The following is a 23,159-nucleotide window of genomic DNA, read 5'->3' as shown; positions in this document are numbered from 1 at the left end:
CAATGATGACTACCGGGACCAGCCCCGAGGTGACGGCGGCAGCCGGTGCCATCCAGGAGAACGCCTGGTTGCTGGTCGCTTTCCCCGCGCTGGGCGCGCTGGTCCTGCTCGTCGCCGGACGCCGGGCCAACGGCTGGGGGCACATCCTCGGTTGCGCCACGGTGATCGCGTCCTTCGTGTACGGCGTGCTGCTGTTCGGCTCCATCTCCGGGATGCCCGCCAGCGGTCAGGTGCGCGAGCTGCACCTGTTCTCCTGGATCCCGGTCAACGCCCTGCAGGTCGACTTCGGGCTCCGGCTGGACCCGCTGTCGATGGTGTTCCTGCTGCTGATCACCGGTGTCGGATCGCTGATCCACATCTACTCGATCGGCTACATGTCGCACGACCAGGAGGGCCGCACCGGCCGGGACAACACCGAGCGGCGCCGGTTCTTCGCCTACCTGAACCTGTTCGTCGCCGCGATGCTGATCCTGGTGCTGGGCAACAGCTTCGTGACGCTGTACCTGGGCTGGGAGGGCGTCGGCCTCGCCTCGTACCTGCTGATCGGCTTCTGGCAGGGCCGCCCGTCGGCGGCCGCGGCGGCGACCAAGGCGTTCGTGATGAACCGGGTCGGCGACGTCGGCCTGGCGCTGGCCATCTTCCTGCTGTTCGCGAAGCTGGGCACCACGCAGTACACCGAGGTCTTCGCGCGCGCCGGTGAGCTCACGCCCGGCGTGCTGCTGGCCATCACGCTGCTGCTGTTGCTGGGCGCCTGCGGCAAGTCCGGCCAGGTCCCGCTGCAGGCGTGGTTGCCGGACGCGATGGAGGGCCCGACGCCGGTCTCCGCGCTCATCCACGCCGCCACGATGGTCACCGCGGGCGTGTACCTGATCGCCCGCGCCAACCCGCTGTTCTCGCTCTCGCCGGGCGGGCAGTTGGCGGTCACCATCGTCGGCGCGGTCACGCTGCTGGTCGGGTGCGTCATCGGCTGCGCCTACGACGACATCAAGAAGGTGCTCGCGTACTCCACGGTCAGCCAGATCGGCTACATGATGCTGGCCGTCGGGCTCGGCCCGGCCGGGTACGCGCTGGGCATCATGCACCTGCTCACCCACGGCTTCTTCAAGGCCGGGCTGTTCCTCGGCGCCGGTTCGGTGATGCACGGCATGAACGACGAGGTCGACATGCGCAAGTTCGGCGGCCTCTACCGGTACATGCCGATCACCTTCGCCACCTTCGGCCTCGGCTACCTGGCGCTGATCGGGTTCCCGTTCCTGTCCGGCTTCTACTCCAAGGACGCCATCATCGAGGCGGCGTTCGGCCAGGAGGGCTGGCGCGGCTGGGTGTTCGGCGGCGCGGCGCTGCTGGGCGCGGGCATCACCGCCTTCTACATGACCCGCCTGGTGCTGATGACGTTCTTCGGCGAGAAGCGCTGGCAGAACCTGAAGGCCGCCAACGGCAAGGACTTCCACCCGCACGAGTCGCCGACCGTGATGACGGCGCCGATGATCGTGCTGGCCATCGGTTCGGTGGCGGCGGGCATGTTCTTCGCGGGCGGCGACCGGCTGGTCGGCTTCCTGACGCCGTCGCTGGGCGAGCTCCAGGAAGCCGGGCACAGCGCCATCCCGCATGCCGCGATCCCGGTGCTGACGGTGGCGATCTCCGCGCTCGGCGCGCTGATCGCCTGGCTGGTGGTCGGGCGCAAGCCGGTGCCGGTGGAGCGCCCGCAGCGGGTGTCGCCGATCGTCCGGGCGGCCCGCGCCGACCTGGGCGGCAACGCGCTGAACAACGCCGTCGCCGTGAAGCCGGCGTTCGGCCTGGCGCGCGGACTGGTCACTGTGGACAACAAGGGCGTGGACGGCGCGGTCAACGGCATCGCCGGGCTCCTGGGCTTCACCTCCGGCCGGTTGCGCCGCTGGCAGACCGGTTTCGTCCGGTCCTACGCCCTGTCCATGCTCTTCGGCGGCATCGTGGTGATCGCCGCCCTGATGGCCGTGGGGATCCCGTCATGACCCGATCGCACGTCCACTGCGGATCCAGCAGCGAGCTCCGGGAGGAGATCCGATGACCCTGCTCGTCGCACTGATCCTGCTGCCGATCGCCGGGTCGGTGGTGGTGGCGCTGCTGCGCGGCAACGCGCCGGCGGCGAAGTGGACCGCGCTCGGGTTCTCCCTGGTGGAGCTCGTGCTCGCGCTCGCCGCGTGGGCCGCCTACGACCCGGCCGGACCGCGGCTGCAGCTCACCAGCTCGGTGGCGTGGATCCCGGCGTTCGACATCCGGCTGTCCTTCGGCGTGGACGGCATCGCGCTGGTGATGATCGCGGTGATCGCGCTGCTCACCCCGCTGGTGCTCGGCTACAGCTGGGGCGAGCGGCTGCCGGAGGGGCGCTCGCACGGCGGGTTCTTCTCGCTGCTGCTGCTGGAGCAGGCGCTGACGGTGGCGGTGTTCGCCGCGACCGACCTGTTCCTGTTCTACGTGCTGTTCGAGATCATGCTGATCCCGATGTACTTCCTCATCGGCAGCTACGGCGGTGAGAAGCGCACCTACGCCGCGATGAAGTTCTTCCTGTACTCCTTCCTCGGCGGCCTGATCATGCTGGCCTCGGCGATCGGCGCCTACGTCTACGCCGCGGAGGTCACCGGTCGCGGCACCTTCGACTGGGCGACGCTGGTGCCGGTCCTGCGGGACGCGCCGACGAGCGTGCAGGTGTGGCTGTTCCTCGGCTTCTTCGCCGCGTTCGCCATCAAGGCCCCGCTGATCCCGTTCCACACCTGGCTGCCGGACGCCGCGCAGCAGGCGCCGATCGGTGTCGCGGTGATCGTGGTCGGCGTGCTGGACAAGGTCGGCACCTTCGGCTTCCTGCGCTACAGCCTGCCGCTGACGCCGGACGCCTCGCAGCTGCTCGCGCCGCTGGTGCTGGTGCTGGCGGTCGTCGGCGTGCTCTACGGCTCGTTCCAGGCGTTCGGGCAGACCGACTTCAAGCGGTTCATCGCCTACGTCTCGATCGCGCACTTCGGGTTCATCGCGCTGGGCATCTTCGCGTTCACCTCGCAGTCGCACGTCGGCGCGGTGTCGTACATGGTCAACCACAGCATCGCCACCGGCATGCTGATCCTGGTGATCGGCATGGTGATCACCCGCGGCGGCTCCACCCGCATCGCCGACTACGGCGGCATGGCGAAGGTGACGCCGCTGCTGGCGGGCACGCTGCTGATCGCCGGTCTGAGCACCCTGTCGCTGCCCGGCACGAACTCGTTCATCAGCGAGTTCCTCGTGCTCATCGGCTCCTTCGAGACCCGGCCGGTGTACACCGTGCTGGCCACCATCGGCATGGTGCTGGCCGCGGTCTACGTGCTGTGGCTCTTCCAGCGCACCATGCAGGGCCCGCTGCGCGGTGACGCGCTGCTGGGCACCGCGGGCGGGCCGGGCGCGGTCACCGACCCGAACAAGCCGGGCGCGCACCGGCTCCGGATCGCCGACCTCGGCGCCCGCGAGATCGCCGTGCTGACCCCGCTGATCGTGCTGGTGCTCGCGTTGGGCTTCTACCCGAAGCCGGTGCTGGACGTGATCAACCCGTCGGTCGCGGCAACCATGAGCGAGGTCGGCGTCACCGACCCCGTGACCTCGCAGGGAGGTAACTGACAGTGGGTGTCTTGACGAGGGACGCGGGCGCGCTGGCACAGGCGCAGTCCGTGGAGATCCCGCCGATCGACTACGCGGCGATCGCCCCGATCCTGATCATCCTCGGCGCGGCCTGCGTGGCGATCCTGGTCGAGGCGTTCCTGCCGCGGCACCAGCGGTGGCCGGTGCAGGTCGGGCTGAGTCTGGTGTCCATCGTGGCCGCCGGGATCGCGCTGGCCGTCTACGCGCGCTCGGGCGGCACCGGGGTGACGACGCTGTCGGACACCCTGGCGATCGACCCGCCCACCCTGTTCCTGTGGGGCACCCTGCTCGCGCTCGGCCTGGCCGCGATCCTGCTGATCGCGGACCGGTCGGTCGAGCCGGGTGGCTCGTTCGTCTCCGAGGAGCGGCGCTCCGAAGGACCGGGCACCATGAGCCGCGCCGCGGCCGCGGTGTCGGGCATGCGCACCGAGGTCTTCCCGCTCGCCCTGTTCTCGCTCGGCGGCATGCTGGTCTTCGTCGCGGCGAACGACCTGCTGACCATGTTCATCGCGCTGGAGACGCTGAGCCTCCCGCTGTACCTGATGTGCGGGCTGGCCAAGCGGCGCCGGCTGCTCTCGCAGGAAGCCGCGGTGAAGTACTTCCTGCTCGGCGCCTTCGCCTCGGCGTTCTTCCTGTACGGCCTGGCGCTGCTCTACGGCTACGCGGGCTCGGTGAAGCTGCAGGCCATCGCCGACGCCACCGCCGGATCGGACCGCTCGGACACGCTGCTGTTCGCCGGCCTCGGCCTGCTGCTGGTGGGTCTGCTGTTCAAGGCCTCCGTCGGCCCGTTCCACACCTGGACGCCGGACGTCTACCAGGGCGCCCCGACCGCGGTGACCGGTTTCATGGCCGCCTGCACCAAGGTCGCGGCCTTCGGCGCGATCCTGCGGGTGCTGCAGGTCGCCTTCCAGGCGTCGAGCTGGGAGTGGAACGGCGTGCTGTGGGCCGTCGCGATCGCCTCGATGGTGATCGGCGTGGTGCTCGGCCTGACCCAGACCGACATCAAGCGGATGATCGCCTACTCCTCGGTGGCGCACGCCGGTTTCATGCTGGTCGGTTCGCTGGCCCTGACCGAGCGCGGCCTGTCCGGCACGCTGTTCTACCTGCTGGCCTACGGGTTCAGCACGATCGCCATCTTCGGCGTGATCAGCCTGGTGCGGCGCTCCGATGGTGAGGCAACTCACCTCTCCGACTGGGCGGGCCTGGCGAAGCGCTCGCCGCTGGTCGCCGGGGTGTTCACCTTCCTGCTGTTCGCCCTCGCCGGCATCCCGCTGACGAGCGGTTTCATCGGGAAGTTCGTGGTCTTCGAGGCGGCGCTGGCCGACGGGATGGCCCCGCTGGTGGTGGTCGCCCTGCTGGCCAGTGCGGTTGCCGCCTTCTTCTACCTCCGTGTCATCGTGCTGATGTACTTCCGGGAACCCGCCGCGGACGGCCCCACCGTCAGCGTGCCGGGTGCGTTCACGACAGCCGCGATCACGCTCGGTGTGGTCGTCACGCTGTTGCTGGGCGTGCTGCCGACGTTGGCGCTGGACTGGGCGAACGTCGGTGGCTTCGTGTCGTAGAGTGCACGCCGGTAGGGCGATCGTTGGGGGAGCGAAGGCGACGGTGACGTGAGCAGGCCAGCGGGAGACCCGATCAGCGAGCTGATCAAGGGCAGTGGGATCGGGATCGACATCACCGACGCGGCGTTGGCCGAGTCGGTGCAGCAGGGCATCGCTCGGGTGGAGCGGTTGCTGCACGACTCGGTGCAGAGCGACTTCGAGTTCGCCACCCGCACCTCGCTGCACCTGGTCGACGCCGGGGGCAAGCGGTTCCGGCCGCTGTTCACCCTGCTGGCCGCGCAGTTCGGCGACCCGCAGGCGGCGGCGGTGATCAAGTCCGCCGCGGTGGTGGAGATGATCCACCTGGCCACGCTCTACCACGACGACGTGATGGACGAGGCGACCATGCGGCGCGGCGCGACCAGCGCCAACGCCCGCTGGGACAACTCGATCGCCATCCTGACCGGGGACTTCCTGTTCGCGCAGGCGTCGGCGCTGATCGCCGACCTCGGCGCGGAAGCGGTCCGCGAGATGGCGCGCACCTTCGAGCTGCTGGTCACCGGGCAGATGCGGGAGACCGTCGGGGTCGGCCCCGACGAGGACGCCGTGGAGTTCTACCTGCAGGTGGTCTTCGAGAAGACCGGTTCGCTGATCGCCACCGCGGGCCGGTTCGGCGCGTGGTTCTCCGGCGCGGACCAGGCGATCGTCGAGTCGCTGGAGCGGATCGGCCGGCTCATCGGCATCGGTTTCCAGATCTCCGACGACATCATCGACATCGCCTCGCCGGCCGACGAGTCCGGCAAGACGCCGGGCACCGATCTCCGCGAGGGCGTGCGCACGCTGCCGATGCTGTACGCGCTGGCCGACCCGGAGACCGATCCCCGGCTGCGCGACCTGCTTTCCCGCGCGCTGTCCGACGACGCCGAGGTGCGCGAAGCGCTGGAGCTGCTGCGCGCGTCGAACGGCTTGGAGCGCACTCGCGCGACCTTGGACGAGTACGCCGCCGACGCCCGCAAGGAGCTCGCCTCGCTGCCGGACACCCCGGCCCGCGAAGCGCTGTCCGTGCTGGTCGACTACGTGGTGGCGCGGACCCGCTGAGCGGTGGCCGGATTGCGATCACGAGCCGATCACACCGCCTCGGCGCGGTGCCGCTCCGTGGTAGGCATGCCGGGAACCACCGGCGGCGCTGAGGAAGGACATCTCTCGTGATCACCTGGCTGTTCACCCAGGTGTGGCTGTGGAGCCTCGCCGCGTTCGCGCTCGGCGCCCTGATCACCTGGCTGCTGTTCGTCCGCCCGCTGCAGCGGCGCCTGGCGGAGGCCGCCGAGTACCCGGACTACGACGACTACGACCGGCCTGCCGACTACGACGAGCCGGACACCGCGCGGGAACCGCTGGCGCTGCTGCGGCCGACGCGCCCGCGCGACCCGGACGAGCCGCCGATCGGCGACTGGGACCGCCCGCCGCGCGCGTGGGCCGACCCGCGCCTGCAGCCGGAAGAGGACACCGAGAACACCTGGTTCCGCAAGTGGGACGAGGAACCGCCGGAAGACCGACCCGACCCGGCGGTGACCGCGGTCCAGCCGCGGATCCCGGACGGCGCGGCGGCGGCTGCCGAGCCGAAGGGCGACACGTGGGTCGGGCCCGCGGGCTCGGCGGGCGATGCCGACACCTGGCGAGGGCCTGCCGAGCCGAAGGACGACACCGACACCTGGGCCGGGCCTGGCGTCGAGCCGAAGGAGGAGGGGCCGAGCGGCTCCGCCCCGGAGGAAGCGCCGGAGCCCGACACGGCGGTGACGCCGGTCGGCCGCGAAGAGCCGGCGGCCTCCTTCTCCGGCCAGCTGGAGGACGCCGAGCGCCTGTCCGGCCAGCTGCGATCGCTGTTCGAGTCGGAGCAGAAGAGCGGTGCCCAGCCGGAGACGCCGTACGTGCCGCCGGTCGGCGCGGAGGCGACGCAGGTCATGCCCGCGGTCGCCGACGACGAGGACGTCCCGCCGCTCCCGCAGCGCACCCCGGGCGCGGGCCCGCACCCCGGTCGCGACAGCGGCTGGTCCGGCCCGATGGTGAAGGGCCACTCGGCGTCCCGCCAGTACCACACCCCGGAATCGCCCCAGTACGACGACATCGTCGCCGACGTCTGGTTCCGCTCGGCCAAGGACGCCGAGATCGCCGGCTTCACCTCCTGGAACGGCGGCTGAGCGGTCACTCGGGCTGGGGCTGGCGCTCCAGCAGGCGGGAGAGCACGACGGTGGAGACCGTCCGGCTGACGAACTCGACCGACCGCAGGCGCTCCATGGCCTCTTCCAGGTGGTGGATGTTCGCCGCGCGCAGGTGGACGATCGCGTCGGCCTGGCCGGAGACGGTGTAGGCCGCGACGACTTCCGGCAGCGGCTCCAGCCCGGTGCGGATCCGGTGCGCGGGGACGTTCCCGGAGCAGTGCACCTCGACGAAGGCCTCCGTTCCCCAGCCCAGCGCCTCCGGGTCCACGACCGCGGTGAAGCCCTGCAGCACGCCCAGGTCCAGCAGCTTGTCCACGCGCCGCTTCACCGCGGGCGCGGACAGGCCCACCTCCGCGCCGATCTCCGCGTAGCTGGCCCGAGCGTCGGCGACCAGGTGCGAAATGATTCGTTGATCCAGGACGTCCATACGCAACATTCTGCCGCAAAAATCGAACGTAGCGTTATTGATGGCTGTTCCGGCCACCGCTTACATTTCGATTCATGACGGTCATCGCCGATCAGGCTGCCCAACCGATCCAGACGCCGCGCGCCACGCCGCGGCACTACCTGATGTGCCCGCCGAAGTACTTCACCGTCGAGTACTCCATCAACCCGTGGATGGACCCCGGAACCCCGGTGGACGCCGACCGCGCGATGGCCCAGTGGGACGAGCTCAAGCGCACTTACGAGCGCCTCGGCCACACCGTCGAGGTCATCGAGCCCCAGCCCGGCCTGCCGGACATGGTCTTCGCGGCCAACTCGGCGACCGTGATCGACGGCCGGGTGCTCGGCGCCCGGTTCCGCGCGCCGCAGCGGGCGGCGGAGGCCGAGCACTTCCGGCGCTGGTTCACCACCCGCGGCTACCGCGACCTGGTCATGCCGTCCCGGATCAACGAGGCCGAGGGCGACTTCGCCTGGACCGGGCAGGTCCTGCTGGCGGGCAGCGGCTTCCGCACCGACCCGGAGGCGCACGCCGAGGCGCAGGAGGTGCTCGGCGTCCCGGTGGTGTCGCTGCGCCTGATCGACCCGCGCTACTACCACCTGGACACCGCGCTGTTCGTCCTGCAGCGCGGCGCGGACGCGCGCATCGCCTACTACCCGGAGGCGTTCTCGGCCGGTTCCCGCCGAGTGCTGCAGCGGATGTTCCCGGACGCGGTGATCGCGACCGCCGCCGACGCGGCCTGCCTGGGCCTCAACGGCGTCTCCGACGGCAGGCACGTGGTGCTGCCGACCGAGGCGACCGGCCTGGCCGCCCAGCTGGCCGACCGCGGCTACGAGCCGATCCTGGTGGACATCTCGGAACTCCGGAAGTCCGGCGGCGGCCCGAAGTGCTGCACGCTCGAACTGCACTCCTGACGGAGAAGAACGCGCTCGAACGGCGCTCCTGACCGAGGACACCGGGCTCGAACGGCGCTCCTGACCGAGGGGGACGGGGAAGGGCGAAGGGCACCGCCGCCCGGCGGTGCCCTTCGTGGTTGCACAATTTCAATTGAAATCAGACGTCCGATTTCAATTGAAATTGCGCAGATCCCGACGCGCCGCCGGTGTGTCGGGCGCGCGACGCGCCGGTGGAGCTGTCCGTGGACGACGGTGGGCCGCAGTCACTGCTCCATGACGGCCTGGACGCCGATCTCCAGGTCGATGGTGGGGCCGACCACCGCGATCCCCTTGGCCAGCGTCGCCTTCCAGTCGACCGAGTAGTCCTCGCGGCGCAGGGTCGCCGTGGAGTGGCAGGCCACCCGCAGGTCGCCGTCGAAGCCCGGGCCCTGCCACTTGCGCTGACCCAGGTAGGTCGTGGCCAGCTCGACCGGGCGGGTGGTGCCGCGCAGCGTCAGGTGCCCGCTGACCGACCAGCGGTCCGCCCGCAGGTGCGTGAACCGGTCGCTGGTGAACCGGATGTGCGGGTGGTTGGCGACGTCGAAGAAGTCGGCCGAGCGCAGGTGGTCGTCGCGCATCTTGACGCCGGTCTCGATGCTCGCCGCGTTGATCGCCACCTCGATCCGGGAGTCCTCGAACCGCTCCGCGACCTGCACGACGCCGTCGAACTCCTTGAACATGCCGTGGATCTTGGACATGCCGATGTGCGGGGCGACGAACCGGATCTCGGTGTGGTACGGGTCGAACCGGTAGCGGCCGGGGATCGGCGGCTCCAGCGATTCGTCCGGCGACAGCCGGACGGTGCCGAGCTGGACGTGCCGGTTGACGCCCACCTCCACCTGCGTGCTGTAGCGGCGGTAGCCGCCCGCGCTGATCGACAGCCGGTGCGTGCCCGGTGCGATCGAGGTCGCGAAGCTGCCGTAGCTGTCGGTGATGCCGTGCGCGGTCCGCTGGTTGAGCCTGCCCACCAGCGTCACGGCCGCTCCGGGCAGCAGCTGCCCCCGCTCGTCCTGCACCTGGCAGGTGATGACACCGCTGTCCAGCGGGGTCGGAAGGAAGTTGGAGACGCCGGGGCGCGGCGAACCGCCCTTGCTCGCCGTAAGACGCCGCCGCAGCTTGGCGAAGATCATCTGGGTCCTTCCTGCCCGACCGAGGAGTACGGTGGACAAAGTTTCTATTTCAACTACCGGCGGGTCATGCTAGATCGCGACGGCGGAGCGACTCGCGCTGCCACCGGCTCGTTGCCTTCGGCACATCCACCCAGCGGAACTACGACTCGCGCCGGCTCGTTCTCTGGGTGACCTTCGACGAGGGCGGGAGATCGTCCGCTGAGGCCATCCGGAAGGTGTCGGCCCCCGCTGGGGCCTTGGTAGAGGTAGGCACGGTGCACAGTCACTTCAACGGCGTGAAAACGGCATTGCTGCTCGGCGGCATGAGCGCCCTGGTGTTGCTGGTCGGGTCGCTGTTCGGGCGCACCGGCCTGATCGTCGGGCTGGTCGTGGCGCTGGGCATGAACGGGTACGCCTACTTCAACTCGGCGAACCTGGCGCTGCGCGCGATGCACGCGCGGCCGGTGTCGGAGGCCGAGCAGCCCGCGATGTACCGGATCGTCCGGGAGCTGGCGACCTCGGCCAAGCAGCCGATGCCCGCGCTCTACGTCAGCCCGACCCGGGCCCCGAACGCCTTCGCCACCGGCCGCAACCCGCGCAACGCCGCGGTCTGCTGCACGGCCGGGATCCTCGAACTGCTCAACGAGCGCGAGCTGCGCGCGGTGCTCGGCCACGAGCTCTCGCACGTGTACAACCGCGACATCCTGATCTCGTGCGTGGCGGGCGCGCTGGCCAGCGTGGTGACGTTCCTGGCCAACTTCGGGATGTTCTTCGGCATGTCGGGCGGCCAGGGCGAGAACCGCCCGAACCCGTTCGCGATGCTGCTGGTGGCGCTGCTCGGGCCGATCGCGGCGGCGGTGGTGCAGATGGCCGTCAGCCGCTCCCGCGAGTACCAGGCCGACCAGTCCGGTGCCCACCTCACCGGCGACCCGCTCGCGCTGGCCTCCGCGCTGCGGAAGCTGGAGCGCGGCACCCAGCAGGCGCCGCTGGCGCCGGAACCGCAGCTGGTGTCGCAGTCGCACCTGATGATCGCGAACCCGTTCCGCCCCGGTGAGCGCTTGGCCAAGCTCTTCTCCACCCACCCGCCGATGGCGGAGCGGATCCGCCGCCTCGAAGGCATGGCGGGCCACCAGCTCCCCCCGGCCTGGTGACGCGGCACCTGGTCAACTTCGCGCGAAATTGACCGCTCGCCGGTGCTGGGGTGGCGTTTTCACAGGTCGGGAGTCGTGCGCGGTTGTGGGGGAGAGCGCTCGAAGGTGTTGTCAGGGGGTGGCGCCCGCGCGGCGGGCGACCTCCATGACGTACTGGCCGTAGCCGGACTTCGCGAGGCGGGCGCCGAGCTCGTGGCAGTCGTCGGCGGAGATGTAGCCCATCCGCAGCGCGATCTCCTCCAGGCAGGCGATCCGCACGCCCTGGCGGTGCTCCAGCACCTGCACGAACTGGCCCGCCTCCACCAGGGAGTCGTGCGTGCCGGTGTCCAGCCACGCGAAACCGCGGCCCAGCGAGGTCAGGTGAGCCCGGCCTTCGCGCAGGTAGGTCAGGTTGACGTCGGTGATCTCCAGCTCGCCGCGCGCCGACGGCGTGAGGCCCTTGGCGATGTCCACCACGCCGTTGTCGTAGAAGTACAGCCCGGTGATGGCCATGTTGGACTTCGGCTCGGCCGGCTTCTCCACGATCGACAGCAGCCGTCCGTCGCCGTCCACCTCGCCGACGCCGTAGCGCTCCGGGTCGCGGACCGGGTAGCCGAACAGCGTGCAGCCATCGAGGTCGCGCACGCACTGCTGGAGGATGCCGGAGAAGCCCTGGCCGTAGAAGATGTTGTCGCCGAGCACCAGCGCCACCGGGTCGTCACCGACGAAGTCGGCGCCGATCACGAACGCCTCGGCGAGGCCGTTGGGCTCGGGCTGCACGGCGTAGGAGATCTCGATGCCGAACTGCGAGCCGTCGCCGAGCAGCCGCTGGAACAGCGGCATGTCGGCCGGGGTGGAGATGAGCAGCACGTCCCGGATCCCGGCCAGCATGAGCACCGAGAGCGGGTAGTAGATCATCGGCTTGTCGTAGACCGGCAGCAGCTGCTTCGACACGACCTGGGTCAACGGGTGCAGTCGCGTCCCGCTGCCCCCGGCCAGCACGATCCCCTTCACCCGAGCACCTTCCACTAGAGCACCCACGAAGCCCGAACTCCGATCTTCCAGCCGGCGGGGCGGTCTTCCAACCGCCCAGCGACCTCCGAGAACGCTTCGCGGTGCTGTGCAACACAAACTACCGACGCCCACCGCCGAGACAGCGGTGGTGGGTGAGCCCGTAGGTCGGCCACCACCGGGTAAGCGGCGTCAGCCGGTTTCGGCGGTGGGCAGCGACCGCGACGCACGGCTGGCGCCGATCACAAGGTGTCGCACGCGCCGCCAGGCGCATGACCCACCCTCGCACCGCCGCGGGTTCTCAGCGCTTCGCCTGGCGAGGACGGCCCGGTTGCCGCGTATTGGTCGTGCATGAAGCCGGGCACCCGGAGTCCAGGCGGGCGCTGAGGTTCCGCTACCCGCACCGCCACGCAAGGTGACCGCTGAACATCGACAGGTCAGCGGTAGTTCTCGAACTGCAGCGGGGCTTCGAAGTCCGCCGCCTTCAGCATCTGGATGACCGCCTGGAGGTCGTCCTTCTTCTTGCCGGTGACGCGCAGCTGCTCGCCCTGGATCTGCGCCTGCACGCCCTTCGGGCCCTCGTCGCGGATCTTCTTGGAGATCTTCTTCGCCACGTCCTGCGAGATGCCCTGCACGATCTTGCCGGTGGCCTTGTAGACCTGCCCGGAGCTGGCCGGCTCGTTCATGTCCAGGGCCTTCAGCGAGATGCCGCGCTTGATCAGCTTCTCCTTGAAGACGTCGATCGCGGCCTTGCAGCGCTCCTCGGTCCCGGACTCCACCGTCACCGCGGCCTCCCCGGACCACTCGATCTTGGTGTTGGTGCCGCGGAAGTCGAAGCGGGTGGTGAGCTCCTTGGCCGCCTGGTTGAGGGCGTTGTCCACCTCTTGGCGGTCCACCTTGCTCACCACGTCGAAGGACGGGTTTGCCACGTGTCTTACCTCCCGTTGAGACGCAGCTCGTGTCGTCCGGACACGCTACCGGGTGCGGCGGCGCGCCGAGCGGGCTCGCACCCCCGACCAAACAAAAAACCGACCCCGTGACCAGCTGATCACGGGGTCGGTTTCCTGGGTGCCAGGTGGAGGATTCGAACCTCCGAAGGCAATGCCGGCTGATTTACAGTCAGCTCCCTTTGGCCGCTCGGGCAACCTGGCGTGCGCACCAGCTGCGCTGGCTTGCGGGAAAAAGAATACATCGGGCCGTCCACCGGGTTTCGCCGGGGGTCGGTCAGGCCTGCTCCGGGTCGAAGATCAACGCGTTGGCCTGCGCGGAACCGGCGTCGAGCGCGGTGCGCGCGGCGGCGGGCAGGGCGTCCGGGAAGTCGGGCCCGGCCGCCTTGAGCAGGACCAGCAGACGCTTGGCCAGCCCGCGGGCCTGGGTGAGGCGGATCTCGGCGGCGGTCAGCGTCCGCTGCGAGTCGGCGAGCATCTTGCGGTAGCGGTGGTCGAGCTCGGCGTGCTGGTCGACCACGTCGAACGCCCGCCCCAGGTCCGCGAGTTCCGCCGTGTCGACCTGGACGAAGTACGGATCCGGCACGGCTCCGCAGCGTACGCGAGGGGTGGCGCATTGACGGCAGAACCGGGGCGGGGGTGATTCGTCCGGCTAGCCTGGTGCCATGGCCATTGACCGGACGGCCCGCGCGAAGCGGCGGCAGGACCAGCGGAACGCGGAGCGGCTGCAGTCCGCGCCGCGCCCGTCGGGCTCGGCGGTGCTGGGCGTGGAAGGCCTGTTCAGCGCGGGTGCCAAGCACCAGCTGGAGCACCTGGCCTGGGTGGAAGTGGTCAAGGAGGACGAGCGGGAGTCCGGCGGCCCGCTCGACCTGGACGCCGATGTCGTCCGCCTCGATCCGCGGAACTGACGCCGCCCGATTGCGGTGACGATCACATTCCCGCAGGCGGCGATCGGCGGCGGCCGACCGCATACCCGCTGGTCGGCAAGGCCGTCCGCGTCCGACCGGATCGGGCGCCGACCTGCTCCCGGCCGATGCGCGCGGTCCCGTTCACTCCGTATGTTCGAAGTGTGCCTTCGAGCGCTCCATCCACCCCAGGGTCCGCCACCGACGTCGGCCCCGGCTACCGCGAACAGCTCTACTGGCTGCGCTACCAGGACTTCTTCCCCGGCGCCCTGCGCATCACCGAGGAGAACGCGCCTGCCGAGCACTGGTGGTCGTGGCGGGACGTCCGAGTGCACGTCGACCGCGTCACGCGGGAGCACGCGCCGGCCAAGCTGATCGCGTTGCACGGCATCGGCACCTACGGCCGGATGCTCGCCCCGTTCGGGCGGCTGCCATCGCTGGCCGACCTCGAGTTCATCGCCCCCGATCTGCCCGGCTTCGGCCTCACCCGCGCGTCCCGGCGCGGCACCACCTACCAGGACTGGATCGACTGCGTCCGGGACCTGGTGGCGCTGGAGCGAGCCCGCGACGACCGCCCGATCGTGCTGCTCGGCATGAGCACCGGCGGGCGGCTGGCCTACGACGTCGCCGCGCGCGCCGGCGGTGACGTGGCCGGCGTGATCGCCACCTGCCTGATCGACCCGCAGCGCAGCGAAGCCCGCCGCCGGCTGGCCGCCCGGCCGGAGATGGCCCGGTGGTCGGGCCTGCTCGGCCTGGTGCCGGGCCCGCTGTCGACCGCGCGGGTGCCGACGCACTGGCTGGCCAACATCGCCGCGGTGTCCAACCACGCCCAGCTGGCCAACCTGGTGTGGGCCGACCCCATCGGCGGCGGCAGCTGGCTGGCGCTCGGCTTCGTACGCAGCTGCCTCGGCGCGGCGCCCGCGGTCCGGCCGGAGGCGTTCACCGGGCCGCCGGTGCTGCTGGCGCATCCCGCGGACGACCGCTGGACACCTCCGCTGCTGTCCGAGCGGTTCTTCGACCGGATCGGCGGGCCGACGCGCTCGGCCGCGCTGACCGGGGCGGGTCACCTGCCCGTCGAGGAGTCCGGGCTGGCCGATCTGGACCGGGCGATCCGCGACTTCTTCGAGGAGTTCGGGTTGCCGTGGTGACCCCGGGTGAGCGGCGTGCGCGGACCGTGTGCGGCGATTTGGTTGCTGCGGCGATCCTCACAGGATCGTCGCGGTCGCGGCGTTGAGCCCAACGAGCGGTGGTGCTCGCGGATCGTTGTGAAATATTTGCAGGTCAACTCCCGATCTCGGTGGCGGAGGCCCGCACCGGCCGCGGCCTGCGACATCCGGACCAGCGTCCGCCTGGTGCGATGCGGGCCATTCGCCCCTGGCCAAGGCGTGCCGGCGTGAGTCACGATCGTCGACGGCATTTTTGTGGTGCGCCCGCGCTGCCGGGCGGGGAGGAGCGTGGATGATCGGGCGTCACCGCTCCCTCGGCCCGCAACCCGAGCTGGAGCCGGCGCGACCACCGGTCCGCCCCGAGGTGGACCCGGTGCGCCGCCGGATGTTCGCCGGTTTCTCCTTCGCGGTGCTCTTCGCCGGAGTGCTGGCCTCGCTGCTGACCTCGGTCTGGCTGCCCTTCCACTACAGCTCCGACCTGCTGTTCCTCGGCCCGCTGCTGGCCATGGGCTTCCTGCTGGCCGAGCAGCTGACCATCGACGTGGACGTCAAGCGGGTCGGCTGGACGATCTCCTTCACCGAGATCCCGCTGATCCTCGCGCTGCTCACGGTCCCGTTCGAGGTGGCGCTGGCGGCGAACCTGCTGGCCGGGCTGGGCGCGCAGGTCGGCCGCCGCGCGGCCACCCACGTCGCCTACAACGCCGGGGTCATGTGCCTGGAGATCGCGGTGCCGTTCGCGGTCGCCCACGCGGTCAACCTGGCGCTGGCCACGGTCGCCCCGATCTGGTTCGGCCCGGTCGTGGGAACCCTCACCTCCTCGCTGATCAGCTGCGGTTTCGCGCTCGCCGCGCTGCACGTGCTGGGCGGCGCGATGCGCGTCTCGGCGGGTGCCCGGCTGGCGGTGCGCACGCTGGCCGTCGGCCTGCTGAACACCTCGGTCGGCCTGGTCAGCTACGAAGTGGCGCTGAGCACGCCGTGGGGCTGGCTGCTGGTGGCGCTGGTCGCCGCGGCGGTGATCGGCCTCTACCGCGCCTACTCCGACCTGATGCGCGAGCAGCGGGACCTGGAAGCGCTCAGCGATGTGAGCCTGAGCGTGGCCCGGTACGGGCAGCGCAGCGCGCAGAGCCCGGGCGAGGCCGCGGAGGCGGCGCCGGAGGCCGGCGAGTGGGAACCCGTCGCCGAGCGGATCCGCGAACAGCTCAACGCGACCCGGGTGGTCCTGCGCCTGCGGCTGGACCCGAGCGGCGAGGTGAGCACCCTCGTCGCCGGTGAGTCCTTACCCGACGCCGCCTGGCAGGCGGCTCCCTCGGCGCTGCGCGACGACCCGCTGCTGCAGCTGCCCGGCAGCCACGTGCGCTCGTTCCGGACGCTGGAGGCTCCCGAAGAGGTGCGGCGGGCGCTGCGGCAGCGCGGCGCCTACGAGGCGCTGGTAGTCCCGCTGCGCGGCGCGACGCAGCTGCTCGGCGCCGTCGAGGTGCACGACCGGGTCAGCCGCTGGCGCGGCTTCGGCCGGGCGGACGTGCGGTTGCTGCACACCCTCGCCAGCCACCTCGCGACCGCGATGGACAACCGCAGGCTGCTCGCGCGGCTGCGCCACGACGCCTACCACGACCCGCTCACCGGGCTGCTCAACCGAACCGGCTTCCGCGAGATGGCGGCGGAGGAACTGCGCAATGGCCGCACCGCGGTCGTGCTGCGCATCGACCTCGACGTGCTCACCACGGTCAGCGAAGCCCTCGGCTACACCTGGGGCGACCGGATGGTCGTCGCCGCGGGGGAGCGGATGTGCGAGGAGCTGGGCGAAGCACCGCTGGCCCGGCTGGAGGCCAACTCCTTCGCGGTGCTGCTGCTGGACCGCGACGAGGAGCAGGCCCACGAGATCGCCCAGCACCTGCGCGAGGCGATCGCCCGCCCGTACCCGCTGGACCGGATCGTGGTGGAGGCCGCGGGCGTCGCCGGGTACGCCTCGTCGGCGCCCGCCGACGGCGAGTGCGAGAACGACGTGGACACCCTGCTGCAGCGCGCCGACGTCGCGGTGCGCGCGGCGCGCAACGGCGAGGACGGGGTGCGCGGCTACGCGCCCGCGATGGGCCAGGTGTTCCTGCGCCGGTTCCAGCTGGTCACCCAGTTCCGGCAGGCGATGGACACCGGTCAGGTCGAGGTGCACTACCAGCCCAAGGTCGCGCTGCCGGAGCGCCGCGTGGTCGGCGCCGAAGCCCTGGTGCGCTGGTCGCACCCGGAGTACGGGCGGCTGGACCCGGACGAGTTCATCCCGCTGGTCGAGGCGACCGGCCTGGTCGACGCGCTCACCTCCTTCGTGATGGAGTGCGCGTTGGTCAAGATCAGGAAGTGGCTGGACACCGGGCTGCGGATGTCGGTGGCGGTGAACCTCTCGGTGCGCAACCTGGCCGACGAGACCTTCCCGGACCGCGTCGCCGAGGCGCTGCTGCGCCACGACATCCCGCCCGAGCTGCTGACCTTCGAGCTCACCGAGTCCAGCGTGATGGCCGACCCGGAGCGGTCGCTGCCGGTGCTGCGGCGGTTGCACGCGATGGGCGTGGTGCTGGCGGTGGACGACTTCGGCACCGGCTACTCCTCGCTGGCCTACCTGCGGCGGCTGCCGGTGGACGAGGTGAAGATCGACAAGAGCTTCGTGCTCGGCATGGGCACCGACCTCGGCGACATGGCGGTGGTCCGCTCGATCGTCGAGCTGGGCCACTCGCTGGACCTCGCGGTGGTCGCCGAGGGCGTCGAGGACGACGCCGCGCGCGATCTGCTGGTGCAGATGGGCTGCGACGTGGCGCAGGGCTACCTGATCTCCCGGCCGCTGTCCGAGGAGCGCTTCGAGGCGTGGCTGCAGGCCCGCACCAAGCGCGGCGTGGGCGCCCGTTCGGAGACCGTCCTCACACTCCTGCACTGAGCCCGGTTTTGCCGCCCAGAACCCGCTCTGCGGCCCGAGAAGTGGCCCTGACCAGGGTTTTCACCAAAAGTGGACCCCCCTGTTCGAGCCCGTTCCGGGGTGTGTAAAGTTCTAGACGTTCCGCAGGGACACGCCCCAATAGCTCAGTCGGCAGAGCGTCTCCATGGTAAGGAGAAGGTCTACGGTTCGATTCCGTATTGGGGCTCGAAAGACAGCCGCAGTGCTCGCTAAGCTAGGTGCTGTGGCTGTTTTGCGTGGGATATCCTGCGTCGGCTGAGGCTCCGGTGCTCGCACCGAAGGGCTCAGCATGGCGGTGTAGCTCAGTCGGTAGAGCAAGCGGCTCATAATCGCTGTGTCGCCGGTTCAAGTCCGGCCACCGCTACCAGTCACCGGCTCACGCGGGTCCGCCCGCGAGCCGTCCCAGCAGATTACCGAGGCAGAAAGGCAGGCACCCCCGTGGCCGCCACCGACGTCCGACCCAAGATCACGCTGGCGTGCGAGGAGTGCAAGCACCGCAACTACATCACCAACAAGAACCGGCGCAACAACCCGGACCGGTTGGAGATGAAGAAGTTCTGCATGAACTGCGGCACGCACAAGCTGCACAAGGAAACCCGCTGAGGGTAGGCCTTCACCGAGGCTTTCAGCCCGTCCCCGATACCCGGGGGCGGGCTTTTTCGTGCTCGCTCCGCAGTTCAGCCGAACGTGCGATTGTGGGGTGGCGCACTGGTGTTCGGGCAGCGGGGTTGTGCCTGGTCGGAGGTCGGGTAGCCTGCGCGGGTGCCGCTTGACCAGTCATTCATCGGACGTGCGTATCCACCCACCCGGCCCTACGAGGTCGGGCGGGAGAAGATCCGGGAGTTCGCCGCCGCGATCAAGGACGAGTCCCCGCTGTGCCGGGACGTCGAAGCCGCGAAGGCCGCCGGGTACCCCGATGTGATCGCACCGCCGACCTTCGCCGTGATCCTGTCCATGGGCGCGCACGACGCGATCGTCGAGGACCCGCAGCTCGGCCTGGACTACAGCCGGGTCGTGCACGGGCAGCAGGAGTTCACCCACCACCGGCCGATCCGGGCCGGTGACCGGCTGGTCACGGTGGTGCACGTGGACGACATCAAGACCCGCGCGGGCAACGACTTCCTGACCGTCCGGGCCGAGATCAGCACCGTGGAGGGCGAGCCGGTGTGCACCGCGAAGTCGATGCTGGTGGCCCGCGGCACCGCGGAGGGCGAGGAGTGATGGGCGTGCGGATCTCCGAGGTCGCCGTCGGCGACCTGCTGCCCGAGCTGAGCGTGCCGCTCACCCGCGCCGACCTGGTCCGCTACGCGGGCGCCTCCGGCGACTTCAACCCGATCCACTGGAACGAGCGGTTCGCCACCGAGGTCGGGCTGCCGGACGTGATCGCGCACGGGATGCTCACCATGGCCGTGGCCGGCCGGCTGGTCAGCGAGTGGACCGGCGACCCCGGCGCGATCCTGCACTACGGGGTCCGCTTCACGCGGCCCGTCGTGGTGCCCGACGACGGCACCGGCGCCCAGGTGGACGTCTCCGGCAAGATCTCGGCGATCAACGAGGACGGCACGGTCAAGGTCTTGATCACGGCCAAGAGCGCGTCCCAGGGCGTCCTGGGCGGCGCCACGGCCATCGTCCGCCTCCCCGAGTAGCGCGCGGTGGGTGAGGGGCGATGCGCCCCTCACCCCCGGATCACCGCGCTTCGCCGAGGAGTTCGGCCAGGCGGGTCACGCCGGTGACCAGATCTTCGTCGCCGAGGGCGTAGGAGAGGCGGAAGTAGCCGGGAGTGCCGAAGGCCTCGCCCGGGACCACCGCGACCTCGGCGTGCTCCAGCGCCAGGGCCGCGAGCTCGACGCTGGTCCGGGGGCGGGCGCCGCGGATCTCCTTGCCCAGGAGCTCCTTGACCGACGGGTACGCGTAGAAGGCGCCCTGCGGTACGGGGCAGCTGACGCCGGGGATCGCCGAGAGCAGCTCGACCATCTTGCGGCGGCGGCGGTCGAACGCCGCGCGCATCTCGTGGACGGCGTCCAGCGGGCCGCTGACGGCCTCCAGGGCGGCGCGCTGCGAGACGTTGGCGACGTTGGACGACAGGTGCGACTGCAGGTTCGTCGCGGCCTTGATCACGTCCGCCGGGCCGATCATCCAGCCCACCCGCCAGCCGGTCATGGCGTAAGTCTTGGCGACGCCGTTGAGCACCACGCAGGTGTCGGCCAGCTCCGGCACCGCGGTCAGCATCGACACGTGCCGCGCGTCGCCGTAGACCAGGTGCTCGTAGATCTCGTCGGTGATCACCCAGATGCCGTGCTCGACGGCCCAGCGGCCGATCGCCTCGACCTGCTCCGGCGGGTACACCGCACCGGTCGGGTTGGACGGCGAGTTGAACAGCAGGACCTTGGTGCGCGGCGTGCGCGCCGCCTCCAGCTGGTCGACGGAGACCAGGTAGCCGGTCGACTCGTCGGCCGGGACCACCACCGGAACTCCACCCGGCAGGGTGATCGCCTCCGGGTAGGTGGTCCAGTACGGAGCGGGCAGCAGCACCTCGTCGCCGGGATCCAGCAGGGTCTGGAACGCCTGGTAGACGGCCTGCTTGCCGCCGTTGGTCACCAGCACCTGACCGGGTTGCACGACGACGCCGGAGTCCCGCCGGGTCTTGGCGGCGATGGCTTCGCGCAGCTCGGGCAGGCCCGCGGCCGGGCTGTACCGGTGGTTCCTGGGATCGGAGCAGGCGGCGATGGCGGCGTCGACGACGGGCTGCGGCGTCGGGAAGTCGGGCTCGCCGGCGCCGAACCCGATCACCGGGCGGCCGGCGGCCCTGAGCGCCTTGGCCTTGGTGTCCACGGCCAGCGTGGCGGACTCGCTGATGCCGCCGATCCGCGCGGAGACCCGCGCGCCGGTCCGGTGCTCTGCGTCAGGTGTGGCCATGTCCGGCATCCTGGCAGAAGTGGCCACCGCCACGCTTCCCACCTGCGGCGGAGTTGTTCTTGAACCGGACAGGGGGGGTGCCGTTGGAAACGGGTTGTCGGTGTGCCGTACACTTTCGAACCTGGGATGCCTGAGCACCGTGGAACCCCGGTTCCATGGCGGTGGAGGGCGTCCCGAACTGCGGTCGGGCAGTATGGGCCGCAAAGGGGTGTAGCTCAATTGGCAGAGCAGCGGTCTCCAAAACCGCAGGTTGCAGGTTCAAGTCCTGTCACCCCTGCGTCGATGCGACGGTGAGCGGAGGATTGGCGTGAGCGAGGACCGCGAGCAGGAGCAGGGCGGGGAGCGCGACGACGCCAACCGTCCGTCCAGCGCTGCGGCGCGGCGCGAGCGCCGTGCTTCCTCCCGTCCGGCCGGTCGCAAGGGCCGGTCCGGCGAGTCGGGTGCCAACTCGACGCGCACAACTGAGTCGAAGGGTCGGCCGACCCCATCGCGGGACGGTCGGCAGGGTCGGGTTTCGCTGTTCCGGAAGATCGGACGCTTCCTGCGCGAGGTCGTCGCCGAACTGCGCAAGGTCATCTGGCCGACGCGCAAGTCGCTGGTGACCTACACGTTCGTGGTGCTGGTGTTCGTCAGCGTCATGGTGGCGTTCGTGGCCGGCGTGGATGTGCTCTTCGCCAAGGGCGTGGGCTGGTTGTTCGGCTCCAGCTGAACCTTCGGGCCCGCGCTTTAGGTGGTGCCGGCGGAGCAACGACCCGGCACGCAACGCACGAGAGGAAGCGAGACCGACTGTGACCTCCCACGAGGGCCAGGAAACCACCGGCCTCACCGACGAGCAGGTGCAGCCAGCGGCCGACGAGGTCGAGGCGACCGCGAACCAGGTCGATGCAGTCGAGTCCGCCGACGGTGCCGACTCCGGCGAGGACACCCGCTCCAGCGACGACGTCGAGACCGACGAGGGCTCGGACGCCGCTGAGGGCGACTCCGACGCCGACGAGTCCGCTGCGGGCGACGCCGACGAGTCCGGTGAGACCGACGCCGAAGCGGCCGAGGAGGTCGACCCCGTCGAGGAGCTGCGCGCCGCACTGCGCCGCGCGCCCGGCGACTGGTACGTCGTGCACTCCTACGCCGGCTACGAGAACAAGGTCAAGACCAACCTGGAGACCCGCGCCCAGACGCTGGACGTCGAGGACTTCATCTTCCAGGTCGAGGTGCCGACCGAAGAGGTCACCGAGATCAAGAACGGCCAGCGCAAGCTGGTGCAGCGCAAGGTGCTGCCCGGCTACATCCTGGTCCGGATGGAGCTCAACGACGCGTCCTGGAGCGCGGTGCGCAACACGCCGGGCGTCACCGGCTTCGTCGGCGCCACCTCCAAGCCGTCGCCGCTGACCATCGACGACGTGCTGAAGTTCCTCGCGCCGCAGGTGGAGGAGAAGAAGGCCGAGCCGGGCAAGAAGGCCGCGGCCGCTCCGTCCGCCGCCAAGTCCGCGGTGGAGGTCGACTTCGAGGTCGGCGAGTCCGTCACCGTCATGGACGGGCCGTTCGCGACCCTTCCCGCGACCATCAACGAGGTCAACCCGGACGCCCAGAAGCTCAAGGTCCTGGTGTCGATCTTCGGCCGCGAAACGCCGGTTGAGCTGTCGTTCAACCAGGTTTCCAAGATCTGACCGGCTCCCCCTGGGAGCACGGCGGCTGCGCGTGGATCTGGCAGGACCACGCGCAGAAGCGGGCGATGCCACCGTTTCGTGGTCTCGCCAGATTCGGCTCCGCAGCCACGCGGGGCCGGGCAACCGGATAGCGAAGACACAGGAAGCAAACATGCCGCCCAAGAAGAAGAAGCTGGCAGCGATCATCAAGCTGCAGATCCAGGCGGGCCAGGCCAACCCGGCTCCGCCGGTCGGCCCGGCGCTGGGTCAGCACGGCGTCAACATCATGGAGTTCTGCAAGGCCTACAACGCCGCCACCGAGCAGCAGCGCGGCAACGTGGTCCCGGTCGAGATCTCCGTCTACGAAGACCGGTCCTTCGACTTCAAGCTGAAGACCCCGCCGGCCGCGAAGCTGCTGCTGAAGGCCGCCGGTGTGCAGAAGGGCAGTGGCGAGCCGCACAAGACGAAGGTCGGCAAGGTCTCCATGGACCAGGTCCGCGAGATCGCGCAGACCAAGATGGAGGACCTCAACGCCAACGACATCGACCAGGCCGCGAAGATCATCGCCGGTACTGCTCGGTCGATGGGCCTGAACGTCGAGGGCTGATCCGGTAC

General features: G+C 70.3%; 22 protein-coding genes and 4 tRNA genes. 19 read left to right on the top strand and 7 right to left on the bottom strand.

Annotated features, from left to right (window positions below):
- Window positions 1-2: 2 nt before the first annotated feature.
- The 5 genes from nuoL (at window position 3) to C4T78_RS25225 (ending at window position 7,381) form a co-directional block, all read left to right on the top strand.
- Window positions 3-1,991, top strand: coding sequence for an NADH-quinone oxidoreductase subunit L (nuoL, locus tag C4T78_RS25245; protein WP_374703900.1), 1,989 nt, complete (start codon window positions 3-5; stop codon window positions 1,989-1,991).
- Window positions 1,992-2,043: 52 nt separating this feature from the next.
- A complete protein-coding gene (locus tag C4T78_RS25240; RefSeq protein ID WP_093353949.1) occupies window positions 2,044-3,621 on the top strand; it encodes an NADH-quinone oxidoreductase subunit M in 1,578 nt (525 codons plus the stop codon).
- A 50-nt stretch (window positions 3,622-3,671) separates the two neighbouring features.
- Window positions 3,672-5,204 carry an NADH-quinone oxidoreductase subunit NuoN gene (nuoN, locus tag C4T78_RS25235; RefSeq protein WP_235863633.1) on the top strand — a complete coding sequence of 511 codons (1,533 nt, stop codon included), beginning with the start codon at window positions 3,672-3,674 and terminating at the stop codon, window positions 5,202-5,204.
- Window positions 5,205-5,252: 48 nt separating this feature from the next.
- A complete protein-coding gene (locus C4T78_RS25230) occupies window positions 5,253-6,281 on the top strand; it encodes a polyprenyl synthetase family protein (protein ID WP_093353947.1) in 1,029 nt (342 codons plus the stop codon).
- A gap of 107 nt (window positions 6,282-6,388) precedes the next feature.
- Window positions 6,389-7,381 carry a sunset domain-containing protein gene (locus tag C4T78_RS25225; RefSeq protein ID WP_235863604.1) on the top strand — a complete coding sequence of 331 codons (993 nt, stop codon included), beginning with the start codon at window positions 6,389-6,391 and terminating at the stop codon, window positions 7,379-7,381.
- Between the two features lie 4 nt (window positions 7,382-7,385).
- On the opposite strand, the gene C4T78_RS25220 is transcribed toward C4T78_RS25225, so the two are convergent.
- Complete coding sequence (locus C4T78_RS25220) at window positions 7,386-7,829, bottom strand: Lrp/AsnC family transcriptional regulator (protein ID WP_177242011.1); 444 nt, start codon at window positions 7,827-7,829, stop codon at window positions 7,386-7,388.
- A 74-nt stretch (window positions 7,830-7,903) separates the two neighbouring features.
- On the opposite strand from C4T78_RS25220, the gene ddaH reads away from it, so the two are divergent.
- Window positions 7,904-8,758 carry a dimethylargininase gene (gene ddaH, locus C4T78_RS25215; RefSeq protein ID WP_093353944.1) on the top strand — a complete coding sequence of 285 codons (855 nt, stop codon included), beginning with the start codon at window positions 7,904-7,906 and terminating at the stop codon, window positions 8,756-8,758.
- Window positions 8,759-9,003: 245 nt separating this feature from the next.
- Here ddaH and C4T78_RS25210 read toward each other — a convergent pair whose 3' ends face one another.
- On the bottom strand, window positions 9,004-9,909 hold the full coding sequence (locus tag C4T78_RS25210; RefSeq protein ID WP_093353942.1) for a YceI family protein: 906 nt from the start codon (window positions 9,907-9,909) through the stop codon (window positions 9,004-9,006).
- A 254-nt stretch (window positions 9,910-10,163) separates the two neighbouring features.
- Here C4T78_RS25210 and htpX point away from each other — a divergent pair, with 254 nt between their 5' ends.
- Window positions 10,164-11,039, top strand: coding sequence for a zinc metalloprotease HtpX (gene htpX, locus C4T78_RS25205; protein ID WP_093155313.1), 876 nt, complete (start codon window positions 10,164-10,166; stop codon window positions 11,037-11,039).
- Between the two features lie 111 nt (window positions 11,040-11,150).
- Here the strand turns inward: htpX and rfbA are convergent, their stop codons facing one another.
- The 4 genes from rfbA to C4T78_RS25185 all read right to left on the bottom strand — a co-directional run bounded on the left by rfbA (window position 11,151) and on the right by C4T78_RS25185 (window position 13,562).
- A complete protein-coding gene (rfbA, locus tag C4T78_RS25200; RefSeq protein ID WP_093353939.1) occupies window positions 11,151-12,032 on the bottom strand; it encodes a glucose-1-phosphate thymidylyltransferase RfbA in 882 nt (293 codons plus the stop codon).
- Window positions 12,033-12,466: 434 nt separating this feature from the next.
- Window positions 12,467-12,958, bottom strand: coding sequence for a YajQ family cyclic di-GMP-binding protein (locus C4T78_RS25195; RefSeq protein WP_093353937.1), 492 nt, complete (start codon window positions 12,956-12,958; stop codon window positions 12,467-12,469).
- Between the two features lie 140 nt (window positions 12,959-13,098).
- A tRNA-Tyr gene (locus C4T78_RS25190) sits at window positions 13,099-13,180 on the bottom strand.
- A 73-nt stretch (window positions 13,181-13,253) separates the two neighbouring features.
- Window positions 13,254-13,562 carry a hypothetical protein gene (locus C4T78_RS25185; protein WP_093353934.1) on the bottom strand — a complete coding sequence of 103 codons (309 nt, stop codon included), beginning with the start codon at window positions 13,560-13,562 and terminating at the stop codon, window positions 13,254-13,256.
- Window positions 13,563-13,641: 79 nt separating this feature from the next.
- Between C4T78_RS25185 and C4T78_RS25180 the strand changes: the two genes are divergently transcribed.
- The 8 genes from C4T78_RS25180 to C4T78_RS25145 all read left to right on the top strand — a co-directional run bounded on the left by C4T78_RS25180 (window position 13,642) and on the right by C4T78_RS25145 (window position 19,631).
- On the top strand, window positions 13,642-13,884 hold the full coding sequence (locus C4T78_RS25180) for a hypothetical protein (RefSeq protein WP_093353932.1): 243 nt from the start codon (window positions 13,642-13,644) through the stop codon (window positions 13,882-13,884).
- A 161-nt stretch (window positions 13,885-14,045) separates the two neighbouring features.
- Window positions 14,046-15,029 (top strand): alpha/beta fold hydrolase, encoded by a 984-nt coding sequence (locus C4T78_RS25175; RefSeq protein ID WP_235863603.1) that lies wholly within the window; start codon window positions 14,046-14,048, stop codon window positions 15,027-15,029.
- Between the two features lie 310 nt (window positions 15,030-15,339).
- The gene (locus tag C4T78_RS25170; RefSeq protein ID WP_093353926.1) at window positions 15,340-17,967 is read left to right on the top strand and encodes a putative bifunctional diguanylate cyclase/phosphodiesterase; all 2,628 of its coding nucleotides are present in this window, start codon (window positions 15,340-15,342) and stop codon (window positions 17,965-17,967) included.
- Between the two features lie 132 nt (window positions 17,968-18,099).
- Window positions 18,100-18,172: transfer RNA gene (locus tag C4T78_RS25165), tRNA-Thr, on the top strand.
- A gap of 104 nt (window positions 18,173-18,276) precedes the next feature.
- Window positions 18,277-18,352, top strand: a tRNA-Met gene (locus C4T78_RS25160).
- A gap of 71 nt (window positions 18,353-18,423) precedes the next feature.
- The gene (gene rpmG, locus C4T78_RS25155; protein WP_093155303.1) at window positions 18,424-18,588 is read left to right on the top strand and encodes a 50S ribosomal protein L33; all 165 of its coding nucleotides are present in this window, start codon (window positions 18,424-18,426) and stop codon (window positions 18,586-18,588) included.
- 159 nt (window positions 18,589-18,747) lie between these two features.
- A complete protein-coding gene (locus C4T78_RS25150; RefSeq protein WP_093353924.1) occupies window positions 18,748-19,206 on the top strand; it encodes a MaoC family dehydratase N-terminal domain-containing protein in 459 nt (152 codons plus the stop codon).
- Window positions 19,206-19,631, top strand: coding sequence for a MaoC family dehydratase (locus C4T78_RS25145; protein WP_093353921.1), 426 nt, complete (start codon window positions 19,206-19,208; stop codon window positions 19,629-19,631). Before C4T78_RS25150 ends, C4T78_RS25145 begins: the two co-directional genes overlap by 1 nt.
- A 40-nt stretch (window positions 19,632-19,671) precedes the next feature.
- On the opposite strand, the gene C4T78_RS25140 is transcribed toward C4T78_RS25145, so the two are convergent.
- Window positions 19,672-20,901, bottom strand: coding sequence for a pyridoxal phosphate-dependent aminotransferase (locus C4T78_RS25140; protein ID WP_093353919.1), 1,230 nt, complete (start codon window positions 20,899-20,901; stop codon window positions 19,672-19,674).
- A gap of 204 nt (window positions 20,902-21,105) precedes the next feature.
- Between C4T78_RS25140 and C4T78_RS25135 the strand changes: the two genes are divergently transcribed.
- The 4 genes from C4T78_RS25135 to rplK all read left to right on the top strand — a co-directional run bounded on the left by C4T78_RS25135 (window position 21,106) and on the right by rplK (window position 23,151).
- Window positions 21,106-21,178, top strand: a tRNA-Trp gene (locus C4T78_RS25135).
- 30 nt (window positions 21,179-21,208) lie between these two features.
- Window positions 21,209-21,610 carry a preprotein translocase subunit SecE gene (gene secE / locus C4T78_RS25130; protein ID WP_093155297.1) on the top strand — a complete coding sequence of 134 codons (402 nt, stop codon included), beginning with the start codon at window positions 21,209-21,211 and terminating at the stop codon, window positions 21,608-21,610.
- Window positions 21,611-21,689: 79 nt separating this feature from the next.
- Entirely contained in the window at window positions 21,690-22,565 is an 876-nt protein-coding gene (nusG, locus tag C4T78_RS25125) for a transcription termination/antitermination protein NusG (protein WP_093353916.1), read from the top strand.
- Window positions 22,566-22,716: 151 nt separating this feature from the next.
- Window positions 22,717-23,151, top strand: a complete 435-nt coding sequence (gene rplK, locus C4T78_RS25120) for a 50S ribosomal protein L11 (protein WP_093155294.1) — start codon at window positions 22,717-22,719, stop codon at window positions 23,149-23,151.
- Window positions 23,152-23,159: the final 8 nt, after the last annotated feature.

It is taken from the genome of Saccharopolyspora kobensis, assembly GCF_900108315.1.
GTDB lineage: Bacteria > Actinomycetota > Actinomycetes > Mycobacteriales > Pseudonocardiaceae > Saccharopolyspora > Saccharopolyspora kobensis.
The sequence above is the reverse complement of the archived record's forward strand: the minus strand, read 5'-3'. Positions and strand labels throughout refer to the sequence as shown.

Coding starts and splice junctions, on each gene's coding strand:
- C4T78_RS25140 (WP_093353919.1), bottom strand. CDS start 20,901: ATGGCCACACCTGACGCAGAGCACCGGACCGGCGCGCGGGTCTCCGCG.
- ddaH (WP_093353944.1), top strand. CDS start 7,904: ATGACGGTCATCGCCGATCAGGCTGCCCAACCGATCCAGACGCCGCGC.
- nuoL (WP_374703900.1), top strand. CDS start 3: ATGATGACTACCGGGACCAGCCCCGAGGTGACGGCGGCAGCCGGTGCC.
- C4T78_RS25145 (WP_093353921.1), top strand. CDS start 19,206: ATGGGCGTGCGGATCTCCGAGGTCGCCGTCGGCGACCTGCTGCCCGAG.
- C4T78_RS25180 (WP_093353932.1), top strand. CDS start 13,642: ATGGCCATTGACCGGACGGCCCGCGCGAAGCGGCGGCAGGACCAGCGG.
- C4T78_RS25240 (WP_093353949.1), top strand. CDS start 2,044: ATGACCCTGCTCGTCGCACTGATCCTGCTGCCGATCGCCGGGTCGGTG.
- rplK (WP_093155294.1), top strand. CDS start 22,717: ATGCCGCCCAAGAAGAAGAAGCTGGCAGCGATCATCAAGCTGCAGATC.
- C4T78_RS25210 (WP_093353942.1), bottom strand. CDS start 9,909: ATGATCTTCGCCAAGCTGCGGCGGCGTCTTACGGCGAGCAAGGGCGGT.
- C4T78_RS25170 (WP_093353926.1), top strand. CDS start 15,340: ATGATCGGGCGTCACCGCTCCCTCGGCCCGCAACCCGAGCTGGAGCCG.
- C4T78_RS25220 (WP_177242011.1), bottom strand. CDS start 7,829: ATGGACGTCCTGGATCAACGAATCATTTCGCACCTGGTCGCCGACGCT.